Annotated in this window: 9 protein-coding genes; 4 read left to right on the top strand and 5 right to left on the bottom strand. The window is 51.2% G+C overall.

The genetic code is table 11. The features are described from left to right. Positions 1 to 33: 33 nt before the first annotated feature. The gene (locus tag DMX11_RS22055; RefSeq protein ID WP_110746835.1) at positions 34 to 1419 is read left to right on the top strand and encodes a GntP family permease; all 1386 of its coding nucleotides are present in this window, start codon (positions 34 to 36) and stop codon (positions 1417 to 1419) included. 96 nt (positions 1420 to 1515) lie between these two features. Here DMX11_RS22055 and DMX11_RS22050 read toward each other — a convergent pair whose 3' ends face one another. The 3 genes from DMX11_RS22050 to DMX11_RS22040 all read right to left on the bottom strand — a co-directional run bounded on the left by DMX11_RS22050 (position 1516) and on the right by DMX11_RS22040 (position 4096). Next, on the bottom strand, positions 1516 to 2214 hold the full coding sequence (locus tag DMX11_RS22050) for a hypothetical protein (RefSeq protein ID WP_110746832.1): 699 nt from the start codon (positions 2212 to 2214) through the stop codon (positions 1516 to 1518). A 228-nt stretch (positions 2215 to 2442) separates the two neighbouring features. Further along, positions 2443 to 2655, bottom strand: a complete 213-nt coding sequence (locus DMX11_RS22045; protein WP_014589611.1) for a hypothetical protein — start codon at positions 2653 to 2655, stop codon at positions 2443 to 2445. 592 nt (positions 2656 to 3247) lie between these two features. Next, complete coding sequence (locus DMX11_RS22040; RefSeq protein WP_110746830.1) at positions 3248 to 4096, bottom strand: LysR family transcriptional regulator; 849 nt, start codon at positions 4094 to 4096, stop codon at positions 3248 to 3250. A gap of 103 nt (positions 4097 to 4199) precedes the next feature. On the opposite strand from DMX11_RS22040, the gene DMX11_RS22035 reads away from it, so the two are divergent. After that, positions 4200 to 4589, top strand: coding sequence for a tautomerase family protein (locus DMX11_RS22035; RefSeq protein ID WP_110746827.1), 390 nt, complete (start codon positions 4200 to 4202; stop codon positions 4587 to 4589). 2672 nt (positions 4590 to 7261) lie between these two features. Here DMX11_RS22035 and DMX11_RS25910 read toward each other — a convergent pair. Both DMX11_RS25910 and DMX11_RS22010 read right to left on the bottom strand, forming a co-directional pair. Continuing rightward, positions 7262 to 8008 (bottom strand): hypothetical protein, encoded by a 747-nt coding sequence (locus DMX11_RS25910; RefSeq protein ID WP_146230376.1) that lies wholly within the window; start codon positions 8006 to 8008, stop codon positions 7262 to 7264. Between the two features lie 522 nt (positions 8009 to 8530). After that, entirely contained in the window at positions 8531 to 9805 is a 1275-nt protein-coding gene (locus tag DMX11_RS22010) for a PIN-like domain-containing protein (RefSeq protein ID WP_110746821.1), read from the bottom strand. A gap of 1409 nt (positions 9806 to 11214) precedes the next feature. Between DMX11_RS22010 and DMX11_RS21995 the strand changes: the two genes are divergently transcribed. Both DMX11_RS21995 and DMX11_RS26275 read left to right on the top strand, forming a co-directional pair. After that, positions 11215 to 12642, top strand: a complete 1428-nt coding sequence (locus DMX11_RS21995) for a P-loop NTPase fold protein (protein ID WP_110746884.1) — start codon at positions 11215 to 11217, stop codon at positions 12640 to 12642. Between the two features lie 1089 nt (positions 12643 to 13731). Further along, positions 13732 to 14111: toll/interleukin-1 receptor domain-containing protein (locus tag DMX11_RS26275; protein ID WP_256590657.1), on the top strand; the 380-nt coding region annotated here is incomplete at its 3' end.

The raw sequence follows: 14111 nt of genomic DNA, 5'->3' as shown, positions 1-14111 counted from the left end.
AGCCCGAGCGCCAGCCCAACCGAGACTCCTTGAATGACCCCCTTAGATATACAGCTATTACTGACAGCCTTGGCCAGTGTTCTGGTGCTGGTGGCGCTCATCGTATCGCGCCTGAAAATGCACCCGCTGCTGGCCTTGCTGGTGGTGTCCATTGGTGTGGGCTTCGCGACGCATATGGCGCCAGGCAGCATCGTCTCCCACCTGCTCACCGGCGCCGGCAAGACGCTGGGCGCAGTGGGGGTGGTGATCGCGCTGGGTGCGATGCTCGGCAAGATCCTGGCTGACGCTGGCGTCACGGAACAGGTCGCGGATGTCATCCTCAAGCGCACCTCCGACCGCATGATCCCTTGGGCCATGATGCTGGTTGCCTTCGTCATTGGCATCCCGATGTTTTTCGAAGTGGGCCTGGTGATCATGCTGCCGCTGATCTTCAGCGTGGCGCGGAAGCTGGAAGGCAAAGCCCGCTTCAAGGGCTCTGCCTATGTGTATGTAGGTGTGCCGGTGATTTCCGCGCTTGCCGCCATGCACGGCATGGTACCGCCCCACCCAGGCCCCCTGACCGCCATCGCCGTGCTCAAGACCGCGGTGGGGCCCACCATGCTGTATGGCTTCCTGGCCGCCATTCCGGCAATGATCCTGGGCGGCCCGCTGTACGGCATGTTCATTTCACCGCGCATGAACACGCGGCCCGATCAGGCATTGCTGGACCAGTTCACACTGGCTGAAAAAGCCGATGGCCAACCCCGCCCCGGGGTAATGGTCGGCATGCTGGCCGCATTGCTGCCGGCCATCCTGATGCTGGTGCATGCCGTCGCCGAGATGCTGCTGCCCAAAGGCAATGCGCTGCTGGAACTGGCCAGTTTCCTGGGCAACCCGCTGATCGCCATGCTGCTGGGCGTGCTGTTCGCCGGCGCCAGCCTGGTGCTTGCGCGCGGCGGCGACGCCGAACAGCTGCGCGATGCGCTGGGCAAAAGCCTCAAGCCGATTGCCTCGATCATCATGATCATTGCCGGTGGCGGTGCCTTCCAGGAGATGCTGACCAGCGCCAAGGTTGGCGATGCCATTGTGCACCTCACCCAGCAATCTGCCTTCCCTCCCCTGATTCTGGGGTGGCTGATCGCGATGCTGCTCTCGGTGTCTACCGGTTCCGCCACGGTCGGTATCGTAGGGGCTGCCGGCTTGCTGGCACCGCTGGCAGGTGCAGACCCCAGCCTCAACCTGCCTTTGCTGGCCCTGTCCATCGGCTGCGGTTCGCTGTTCTTCAACTATGCGAACCATGCAGGCTTCTGGATGGTGAAGGAGTCGTTTGGCATGACCATGGGCGAAGCCACCAAGACCATCTCGGTGGTGCAGTCCATTGTGGCGGTGGTTGGCTTGATCGTGGTGTTGCTGCTGAACACGGCGATTGCTGTGAGCTGAAGCAGCTTGCAACAACTGCCCTAGATCGTCCCAAGGTCTGCACGGACGGTGCGGACCTTGGGTCGCGATGGGCTGCAAAGCAGGTTCACGCCGACGTCAGTACTGGGTTTTGTTCAGCTGCTCGGCCAAGGGCGGATAGTAGATCTGGCCGATCTCATCCGATGACCACCACGCCCAGTGCAGCAGGTACAGGGCGACGATGGTCAGTAGCGCATAGCCCTTCCAGCCAAACCAAAAGGTGACATAAGCCATCAACCCGGGCAGCTGGAAATGAGCACTTACCCCAGCATTTGCAATTGCCATCAGCACCAGGCCGAACACCAGTACTCCGGCTTGGAATCGCTGTTGCCGCCACTCCTCCCGCTGCATGGTCAAGCGTTTCCAATAGTTGTAGAGGAATTCGTTGCCTTCACGAAGGCTGTGCTCTCGCAGTGCACTGAAGGTCACGTAGTTGGGAAACAGCGAATAATCTCGCGGGCCCTGAAGCCGGTGCCACGGAATGAAGCTGCCCATGATCGCCGCCACCCGCGCCAGCACCGGGATTACCACCGACACCACCAGGCAGAACACCATGATGCCCACGAAGATACGCCCGACATTTTCCCAGACGATCGCCATGTCCCCCGAGAAACCCAGCAAGGTTGTACCCAGTGAGTGCATGAGCGCGATATCGATGAACAAGCCTACATAGGCCAGCTTCAATGCCCAGCGTACTTCCCACGCCTTTTCGAACACCGCACCCGGCAGCCCGGCGATAGGGTTGGTGGTTTTCAGGCTGTCTCTGTTTTGATCCATGCAGAATCCTCGGTAGTTGGCAAATGGTCAGGGCAAAGCGCTTTACGTGCGCTTTGCCTGATTACCATGCACTACAGAGGCGCGAGCGTTCTACTCAACTTGAGGTAGTTACTATCATCCCCGCAGAAGGGGCTGCTTTTGTGTTGCATGTCCAAGGGCTGCAAAGCAGCCGTTCATGCATCCACATTCGAGTGCCCTCTTCCGCGGTGCCCACTAATCAGCTGAGTCCTACCCACCCTGCTCCATCACCTTTCCACACTGCTCACTGGCCAATCGGCTGATGATCCGGATCGCCTGGTGGATACCGGCCGTGTTGCGAAAGCTCAGACGCGGGTTGTGTTCGCATTCCAGCATTTCGTCGTGCTGGACCAGGGCCTCGCCTAGCAGTTCCAGGGTCCAGGCGTAGCTTTGGATGGTAGAGAGGCGTTCTTGGTCAGACATGGCGGGCCTCCGGTTGGAAGGAGGTGAAACGGGGATTGCTGGAGGTGAAATCCATGAGGGCCGTTGAAAAACGACGGAGGAGAACGGATGCGAGGATCCTGGATGGACTTGAGATGAGCATGCATGCGGCCCTTTTCGATTGAAGCACCACGCTGACCGTCGCCAAACGATTAGGGTGGCAGCTGTACGCAGGTTGGCGAACCGAGGAAAAGGAACTCGGCAGACCCGAAGGTCTCCCACGCACAGCCGCCATTACACGAAACTGCGGACGCAAAAAAAGCGCCTGCAATCGTGATCGGGGGCGCCGATGCGCCTTTTTCGTTCGGGTCGCCAAACCCGGTCGCGGAATTGGCCGCGACTGGAACACGGTATCGCTGTGGGGGCGCTAAAGCAAGGTTGTCCGTTGTATGAATCGTCGCAGAAAACTGTAGGCAATGTTGGCCATTAGACCTGATTCTCGCGGGACTGGAATTTGGTGGAATTTTTGATGTACCTCGTAGGTTATCCATACAAGTTCGGTGATGAACTGCGTAAAAACGACTCGGTAATGTGCAAACAACCAAAAACGTACGCTCGGGATGTCGACGGGGCCCTACGCGAGATACCCCTGCAACAACCGACGCACATTTTCCACTAGTGAAGACTCCCCCTTGCGCGGTGGAAGCAGCAGGAACCTGGCATGCGCCAATGCCGGCAACCCACCTCGGTAGGGCTCCACGCCATGCGGTACAGCACTTGCGTTAAGACACGCGATTCCAAGCCCTGCCCTCAATGCCGATTGCAGCCCCGCCACCCCTGACGTCGAGTAAACGATCTCGTATTCGACATGGGCGCGTTCCAGCACCTGGCAGCTGTACTCCGACAATCCGCATCCGCATCCGCTGATCGCCAGCAGTGGTAGCGGCTGCCCAGGCTCTGGCACCCAGCCGGCCGCGGCGACCCATTGCAGGGGTTCCTGCCTCACCTCAAAGGTGTTGGATGTGGACGCGCGCTCGTTAAAACGCATGGCCAAGCCAATGTCCAGGTATTCACTTGCCTGATCAATTTCCAGGCTCTTTTTCATCACTACATGTAGTCGAAGCCGTGGGTGCCATTCACGTAGTTTTTTCAGGAGCCCTGCAATGTCGTCGGGGCGAAAGTAATCAGTGATCGCCAAGCGTATCTCGCCTTCGAATTGTTCGCCTCGAACATCGGACAGCGCTCGTTCGCCCATGGTGAGGATCTGCCTGGCGTGGCGCAAAAGTCGTTCACCTGCCGGGGTGGGACGAACGCCTTGCTTGCCTCGGATGAGCAACTCGACGCCAATGGCATCTTCCAGCTTACGCAGCTGTTCGCTGATGGCGGAGGTCGAGCGAAACAGGGCTGGAGCGGCTGCAGAGATACTGCCTGCGTCACAGACCGCGAGGTAGACGTGGAGCTGGGCAAGGTCAAAGTGGTACATGCAGGTTCCGGATAAACAGGAAGATAAGCGCTGATTTTCCCGCTTTTTAGGATCACGTTCAAAGGCTAAGTTACAGGCTCAATCACTCACGAGGATTAACGAAATGCCTGGTATCACCCTTACCTTATCCGGCGCACCAGATGCTGCGTTGGCGTCCCGTCTCAGCCATGAGCTGACTGAACTGACTGCTCGCGTACTGGACAAGCAGCCATCCCAAACGATGGTTATCGTTCGGTTCGTCGATTCTGGTTTGTGGTTCATCGACAGTGAATCGCTTGAGAGTTTGGGGCGAAATAGCTTTCGCCTGGAGGTGACGATCACCGACGAGACGACGACAGTGGAGCAGAAACGGCGGTATCAGCGTGAGTCGTATGATTTGCTTTCGGGGCGCATCGGGAATGTGCACCCTCATTCGAACGTACACATCATAGATGTGCGCGCTACGGCCTATGGCTATGGCGGGGTTCCGCAAGCGGCGAAGCTATGGGGCTGAAATAGGAAAACAAGGGACGGATGCTTTGATCGATAGTTAACCGGCAAGGCATTGGGCAGCAGGCGCCTTCTGCAGGATATTGGTCTCAATATGGAATGCCACGTCCCCCCCGCCACGCGAAAAATGCTGCAGCGGTTAACCCCATGGTTCTAGCCGCTCTGCGGGAGTCAAAGGTACAGGACTACCCGCCTGAGGTGCCCCAGCATGCCCTCAATTATTAACTCAAACCCAACGGCCAAACTTAGGTAAAACCAATCTTGCAACCATCTAAAAGCACGCGCCATTTGAGTGCAAGTAATTTATTTATTACTCACTTCCATTATCATGCTTCAAAATAAGCCTCCTAATCCACATAGCTGACTGCGAGAGCAGTGATCTCCAAATGCACAAGCTGACGCCTTGCCTCCCCTACGCCTGTAGGGTATCCAAACATTAAGATTTAGTAGTATCGTGCCTCGCTATTACACACGCAATCCAAACAAATGTACGATGCCTACTGGCTCGCATTCGCAATCGAGCACTAGCAGACAGTTGTTATATTGGATCGCATCTCTACGCCACTGGGGGTTGATACCTGGACTCAATTAGGCGCCGGTAGTGAGCGACAGATCTTCTCGGCCAAGCATCAGACAGAGGCATGACAGCGCCATTCAATCGCAAATCTTTCAACCGGGAATATTTGATCGTTAGCTGTATCTAAGAAAGGAGAGACTCATGCGTGAACTGACAGAACAAGATTTACTGATGGTATCAGGTGCAGACCGGGGTGACGCAGCAATAGCTGTAGGCTCACTTGGGGCCGCGGCAGGAGGAAGAGCAGGGGCCTTGGTTGGTGCAGAGCTTGGAGCAACATTTGGAGCTGCCGGAGGGCCACCCGGAGTTCTGATTGGTGGCGCGGTCGGAGGGCTCGCAGGACTAGCCATTGGAAGCGAAATAGGAGCGGGGATTTATGATTACTTTCAGAGTGGTACTGGCGCTTGATAGGTGCACAATAACTCATAAGAAGCACTAGCATTGACTGATGCGCATTATCTTGACACCATTCCTAAATCGCATCATCAATTACAGCCGTGCAGCTAGGACTTAGCACTATGCCTAAAATTAAGTCTCTTTTATTTCCATATTGCTTAGCCGTGATGGCAATACAACTCATGATCCCTGACAGAAATATTGAAATTTCATACAGGTTCTTTTTTATTTACATAGCAGCACAGCTCGCCGTTTGCGGTCTCCTCTACCTTTCAGCCATTAAAAAAACAAACACCCCTCCCCTCTTATTTTTATTTTTCTCTGCACTTTTCGCAATTGGGCTGCCGATAATCAAAGTCATCTACACTCAGGACAACTGAGGGTTTTCCGCCGCAAGACAAACGCCAGGTTGGCGACATGGGGGGCACGAACCCGTGCGACAGGCACTGGTCCGGGCTGGCCCAGCACAAGCGTCAGAGTGCGTACTTGGCTGCGTACCGCAGCGCGTTGCGCTTGACGATATCCTCTGCGAGCTGGGCGCGCTCTTCAGGCTGTGGTTGTTTCATCGCAGTCCCCACTCCACCAGTCGTTTATCCAGGTTATTCACGGGTAGAGAGGCGGCATTGCGCATCGATTCGGGCGCATCGGTCAGCAGATCATGATGGAGGTGTTGCAGCCGTGGTTATCGGTGTTCCCTAGAATGCGGTTCAGCAGATCGCGATGATGTAGGCGTCGTAGGCGACAAGGCACATTCCATCAGCAACACGCTCGGGGTTCTCAACCGTGAGTGTCGCTGCATCGCACCATGCACCCATGCACCACCGGATAAAGCCTGGATCGTGAGCCTGAGCGGCATCGCGACACTATTAATCAGCATTTGAATGCTGATTAACATCGTGCGCACGGCAGAAACCGGCAATATTTTTCCGATTGAAAGCTTCAGCACGGTAAAACCGGCATCACACTACCGATTATGCATTCACAGCGTGCGGGAAGGTGCTAGAGGTCGTTGCTGCGCCTGGGAAGCAGGAACTGCCAGTGATTCGGCCTATGGGTTATAGGACCATGTTTATTTGCGTTGGGTAGGTGGTGGATGGCACGGGCTTCGCCCTTGATCGCGGGTAAACCCGCTCCAACAGGGGTTGGAACGGCCAAGTCCGAGGTTCGCAGGCCTGCTGAGAAAAGATAGGCACAAGAAAGCCCGCACTAGGCGGGCTTAAATTGATGGACCGATCACCATCGGCCACACTGTCTGGCGCGGAGACAGGAATCGTATCGATGCTCAACCGAATGAATTAAATCAATATTATTCTTCAGGTTAGAAGTCTCTATCTCTAAAATTATCCTCAGCGGATTTCCGGGGGTGAGACCACCATGAAAAAGCCCTGACGAGATGATGGAAGGAGCTGAAGGATTCTGCGACCCATGCCCGAATTCCAACCTTAGTCGCTTCTCGCGGATGGCAGCTATCGACCCAGGCTGTGTGAAACCTCCCGACCTATGTGGCTGTTCAAAAACAACCCAAAAATCGCGCTCCTACGCGAAATCTGGGTCTGCTTAACAGCCAACACTTTTCAGATTTCACGTAGTAGCGCGATCTTCGAAAAGTGGTGAGGTTTTTCACACTGCCTGGACCCAAAGCAGTCACTATCAAACATACGGGAGCCAGAGGTTTATGGCTAGCATTCTGTCAAACTTGTGCCTCAAGCTTTTTTCTTTTTCTTCTCTTTGGGCGGGATAAGTGGCGGCCTGGAGTAAAGCTCATTGAGATTGTAAGTTCTGTCCATCAAAAACATCGGCATGTCAGATGGCATAGTCCACGGATCAGAAAAATCATAAGGGGGCGGCTGCAAGCGCATTGGAGTTCTTCGATCATAGACCTTAATTGCAGAATCGCTACCCTTCGCCAAAAACAGAACTTTATCGAACGGATAATTACTTTGGCTCGCGTGATAATTCGACCACTCCAGAAGCCCTCTTTTAATGAATGCACTATCTGAATTCAAAATATCCGTATAACAAAGCAGTATGATCTCACCATAAGACCCACTAAACTTGTATGCCTCGTGCGCTTCAGCCTTACCCTTTATGCCATCATAAATAAAAGTATCGAGAATCGGTACTTTCATGTATTTATTTATTCTTTCTGGATCAACACCATCTTTCAGAGAAGCTTCGAACTGAGCATTCACCAGGTCTTGGCCAAACCTCTTATCATTAAAATAAGCGAGATATTCTTTCGGATCTACCGTAGTGATTTCTATTCCAACTTTTATTGGCTTTCGATCACGACCAAATCGCTTGTGGGGGCGTGCAACATTGATTGCAGCATCTGGCCGATCCTTTTGGCTCTCATCAACTGAGTAGGCTCCATACAGCCTTAGAAGCAGTGAGTGAGCTCTTTCCAAAACCGCCTGCTCGAGTTTAATTTTTTCAGGTTCGTTGTTCATATTGTCTCCATGACTTCTCGCACCGTTACAGCTTGATCGACAACCGGGCAGTATTAGCAATCGGTAGAACTGCGGTCGCAACCTGACAGCCCCACAGGAAGCAGGAGTTTGCTGGCCCAGGATAGTGTCTGCACCTTCACACGCCAGAGAGAATGCCAGAATCACCTCTGAATTTATAGAGCTTTGGGTATTACCGATGGCCAATTTCCACCGGTCACGATGGCGGAGTTCGCTGATCTAGTCGGACATAAATCAAAGGCCATACTGCGTCAATTCGTTAGATCGGGGTAAAGGTACGGCAGAGGTGCATCACCAGGCGAGGCCATTTAAACTGCTAAAGCACTCGTAAGCACGAAGCTCACGAACACGCACAGCGGCCTCGAATTTGCCCTAGTCCAAAAGACATCGATTGGTGCCTCACCACCTTTCTACTGAGCTTTTCCGCTGAATATTCTGTGCAGTACTGATGGTTAATATGAATCAATCACGCCACACGTCAAAAGCCATGTTTATTAAATAGCATTATAAATCGTATCTAGCGATTGCCTTTTGCAGCTCACTCACGCGCTCTTTATAACCCTGATAAGTTCTACGAAATTTCTCCAGATTAGCACCAACATCCTCTATCTCTTTATCCAAGTTACTCAATACATGTAATTGGGCAGTCGAGACTGCCACTCCCTCGGGGTCGACGAACCTCAACGAATCATTATAACTATTAAAACTTGCCTTGCGATTAGCGGTAATCGCCTTCAAGTAATTATCCAATTGATCCATATGCGGCAAAACCACGTCCATTTTACCAAAAACCACTTCCAGCTCCGTACGAAGAGCCTGTACACCCTCACTATCTGCAACCTTGGCAATTAAAGCATCAGCCTTCAATCTCTGACTTATTAATGCAGCGTCTTCCGAAATTCCTTCTTCACGCGCATCAACAATTTCATCTACGGCGCTTTGTGAAGTCGCTCTATCCAAATACGCATTTGCTTTTTCCATGAACTGCTCCGGCAAATACATATAAAAACCTTGACCAACCTCCCGTACAAACTCTTCGATCAGTTTAGGATGAGGTCCTAGTATCCTGCCACTGTAAATGGTCCACCAATCCTCCTTACTATCCCCAGTAACAAACACTACAGGCAAACCATCTGCTTTAGCCTTCGCGAGTGTCTGCCGCCATACAATGTAGTCTGCTAGCGGCCTTAACTTATCAGTCGTAACTTCTGAGTTGGCACTCATCTTTCCTACATCCTGGTAACCAGGTGGTATCCGCTGCGCATATCGAGCTGGCCCAACAACCAGTACTTCCGCCACATCAGAATTTGATAGCGGCTCGCCCACACGTCCGTCCAATAGATTGGAAAGCTGGGATTTCACGTCATCTTCATCAACCTTGCATAAAAACTCGTTTTTATACGCCTCCAAATCCTCCACAACTTTATCAAAAATAGCGGTAGATTCTCGCAGAGTTTCTTCTTTCAAAAACGGATGTTGCTTAGGGTTTAAAAAAGACCGCTTCAATTCCGTAGTGCTTTTTATTGCCTGCTCGTAAATTTTAACTTGATTGGAGATTACCAAAACTCTATTTACCAGATATTCACTTGCCACTTGATGCGGTATCCACAAGCGCTCGTTAAGACCTTTGAATATCTCAAACAATTCTGTGCGAGTCTCCTCTGAATATCGATAAAAACTTAGGAGCACACTCGCATCCAAAACAAAAATACACTTACCCCAAAGATCTCTCAAGATTTCTGAATCATCTGCAAAGTACCCTGGAAACGCCTTTTTCATTTCTTTTCCTTTTGATAATTATTCTCCGCGCCCGGGCCATAAGAATCTACCCCATCAAGCCGTCGACGGCACAAAAAAGTTTACACAGTAACGGACGAATCGTTCATTTCGTAAAGCCCTAAGCCTTTGGCACAATTTTGGCACGCCGTCAATCCGATTGGTCCTCGGTCACCCGCATAATGCGTTGAGCAAGCGCTGGGTCAAGTCGGGCGCACACTCCTCCATGAACCACGCCTCCGGCGACGGTGGAGACAGGCACCGAACAGCCATCGGTGGCCTCGAGTAGAACTGACAGCCACAAATCAGTAGTGGCAAGACGATTGTGCAACGGAATTCGGTCGGTTTGAGCATCGCTCAGCTCCTCAGCGTGGGATGTTCGCTGGCCGACAGGTGCTGCTGAAGCACTTGACGTTTGTCCTGAGTGACGCAACCGGGTAACGGCTGTCTAGCTAATAGAGCTCAGATAATCAGCACAAAGTCGTGCTTGATTAGCTAACTGTTGGCCGAAGCTGCTCGCTTGCCAGCGTCAGGCAATAGCCCCACTGCCGAGCATGAGTAACGCGACCAAAACCGAAGCGCTGAGAGTTCGCCACACCAGCGGTACTCAGCACATCCAGCAGCCAAGAGTCATCGTTTGCTTCGCTCCCAAGGCCCAGCTGGTGGCTTCGACATGGTATTCGCGTACTAACGCGTGGCGCTCCCGGTGGGATCGGGCACCTTGCCTGTCATCTCTTGATAAGCGCCGATCTGCGCCTGGGCAAATTCACGGATAGGGATCACTCTCACGCCACTCGGGAAAGCGTAGTTTGGATCGCTTTTGTTCCAGTAACTGAACTAGTCCGACTTCCGGCACATTCCGACACAGCCCTCGCCCTACCTTGAATTGGCTTCGCCTTCGTTGATGAGGTTGCGGATGGTCGAGGCCACGGCGATTTGGCCTTCAAAGCTTTCACCACGAGCCTCCCTACTGAGTTCGTGTAAGGAGGTTACGATTTACATTTATAACGGTCATAAGTCATCTCCAGCGCAGGCATTTAAAAATGCTGCTTTAAAGTCAGCTTCCTTTTCAACCGCTATTCAATTGCATAAAACATCAAAAATGTTAGCTCAAGTATTCGGCCCTCTCGACGCACAGGCACGAAAGATAAAAATTATTGAAACATCTAAAAGCCGACCACGTTTTTTGTCTTCCCCGGCACAGATCTTCTCCATTTTCAGGTGCGGGTGAGCGCACCTTAGATTGCCGGATAAATTGTTCTCTTCAAAAATTAACCATAAGAGCAAGCAATTATTAACGACTGATTAAAAATAACTTATGCGGCGATTCCACCTCCCAAAAAAACCTGCTAAAGTCCATGCTCGGACTTGAATAATTTTAACCATAAATCTTTCCATGGAGACAGTTGGAATTGAGCATTTATATTGAAGGTGAGCCATGGGCATTGGATCAAATGAACAGAAAAGGAGTTGCAAAATTCCTCACTCAATATCTGGACAAAACACCAAAGACAAACGTTTTGAACGTAAACTCAGCTTGGGGGACAGGAAAAACATTTTTCCTTAAGAACTGGGTGGCGGAGCAACATACTGAAAGAGCTTGCGTATATTTCAATGCTTGGGAAACTGATTTTTCAGGTGATGCTTTTGTATCTTTAGTCGCATCAATAAAAGATCAGTTGCACGACGTCATCGGACCATTACAAGACGCAGAAAACCTAATCAAGAAATTCACCACTAAAGCTTCGAAAACTTTGATTGCCGCAACACCAGCGCTAGCGAAGGGTGTTATTAAAAAATTCACTGGGGTAGATGTTGGCTTATTGTCGGAAATCGCTGATGGCGACGCCTTAGCCGAAGCCGCTGAAAAAGCAGTCGAAAAGCTGATTGAGACCAACAAGGAAACACTTGCAATAGTTAACGACTTTAAAAAGGTCTTCAACGAACTAATTGTTCTTTCCTCTCTCCAGCGTGCTGCAGGCGGCACCGCAAAACCAGTATATATATTCATAGATGAATTGGATCGTTGCCGCCCTACTTTCGCGATTGAATTACTTGAGCGCATAAAACATTTATTCGAGGTCCCTGGATGCAAATTTATTATTGCAACGGATACGCTACAGCTTAGCCATTCGATTAGGGCGGTTTATGGATCAGGTTTTGCCTCGGATAAATACTTGAAACGCTTTTTTGATGCTGAATTCACATTAGACAATACTGATATAGGGGCGTGGATAAAAGCTAACTTTTCTGACATATCAGATGAAACATTGGTTGGCCTTGAAAACACAGTCGAGCTCGGGCGAAATTTTTCACACTTTGATTCTGAACCCGTAAAACCGGATAGAGAGGCCATTCTCGCGGGCCCACATAAACTTAATCAACATCAAGCAGCGATTTTGGCATTAGCTTTGACTTTCAAGTCTAAACTACGAGAGCTCGAAAAAATCTCTATGCAAATTAGTGCGGTGCGTACAAATTGCAAATCTCAAGGTTTCCACTTTTTTTGGGCCGCCTACTTAGTTTTTCTAAAAGATGAAGCACCGGATCTATATGAAATGGCTATAAGAGGTGACTATCTAAACGCGATGAAACAGATTAAAAGCCGATACGACGGTAAAAATCTTTATTTTTTAATTTCGAACATATCCGTTCATGAAATTTTTTTGCATTACCTGACTCGACTCCGAGAGGGCAAAGAAGGTGCTCGACAAAGCATGAACAGGAGCTCGGGAAGCGAATTGGGATACATCGAGCGCACCAACATAGCTTTTTACAATGAATTTGACAAAATGAAAAACTACACAACACTAGTTGAACTCGCACACAGCATCGAGTAATCCTGGGCAATCCAATCCAATCGGAACGACTACTCATGCAACACTTGATAGCCTTCTCCGATTCCCGGCCACTTCCCCCACAAGCTACTCCGCTTAGGCAAGCTGACGAAGATTGTAACCACCGCTCACAAATGAGATGAAAAAGGGCCTCGGAGGGCCCTTTTGGACTCAAAAGAAAATCTTTTGGTCGACCAGACTGAACGTTCGTTTAGCCGTGTTCTGCTTTACATCTGGCGGCTCAAGAAAAGGCTAGAGTTGGAGGTTGCGCCCGATGAGGACATGCATGAGACTCACTTGGAACTCAGGGAATGGGCTTGTCAGTAAGACGATCCAGACGTCTCTGGACACAACCGGACATGGCACGAGTGATGGTTATCAGGACAGCCGTCTCCAGTCCTGCAAATTGAGGGGACGATCAGCACTGAAAACATGATGTCGGTAGTCTACAAATTGTCGTCACTAGTACGCTCAATCGAGATGTTAGTGGTTTAATGTCCGCTTTGGGTCGAAGGCTGTCAGTCGCGATCGGCCGCTAGCGACCCATATGTGATGTTCGTCGATTGAACAACGGCATCGATGACAGGGCCGTTGAACGTAAGAGATGCTTGGGTGGAGAGCTACCCACGTTGATAGATAGGTCTAAACCATGGCGGTATTAGCAACGGAAGCTGGTAACGAACTTTCACGCTATACTTGCTAGCGGAATTCGCGCGGTTGGCTATCATTTGTGCTGTCATATTGGAGTCACGATCTGAAGCGAAAGTGATTTCAAGTTAATAAGAATGGGCTACGGTGTTATCAAAAAGCTAGGCTCGGTACAGCCGCTGCTTAATCATCTGGGCGAGCAGCTTCCTACGGAAGGTTTACGACATGTCTAGATGTACAGCACCGGTACATGGTCATCGTTCGGCAAGCGCAAGAGCAGCATGTCCCGCATGTGGCGGCGGATATAGCGGTTACGGATCGCGATCGTATTCATCCTCGTTCTACACACCATCCTATTCGTCCCCGTCTCATGGCGGGAGTAGTCGCACTATCGGCGGCTCATCTAGCAGCGCAAAGCCGCGTTGGTCGAAACCCGGATCCTCTTTGGCCTACACGTCCGCCGAGGTACGAACCCTCACACCGGTACGCGAAAATGTAGAGAGGGGTGCGTCAGCACCTGATCTACGTAACATCTTTCTTTGTCACGCTTGGGACGACCGAAAAGGATCCGCGAAGGAGCTTCATGATGTACTCGAGTCGCTCGGTGTTTCCGTTTGGCTCAGCGAGAAGGATGTACTTCTAGGATCTTCGTTACTACTTGAAATTGATAAGGGATTGGCGAAGTCTCGGGTAGGAATGGGCCTGCCCCGTGACAACGGACGCCAAGAAGCGATACTTACATCGCTATCTTGGAGGTTGTCATGTACCCAACCACTCGCCGCAATTACACCGATGAGTTCAAGATTCAGGCCGTTGCGCTGGCT

It is taken from the genome of Pseudomonas sp. LB-090624 (assembly GCF_003205205.1).
Taxonomy (GTDB): Bacteria; Pseudomonadota; Gammaproteobacteria; order Pseudomonadales; family Pseudomonadaceae; genus Aquipseudomonas.
This window is presented reverse-complemented; position numbering and strand designations above follow the sequence as displayed.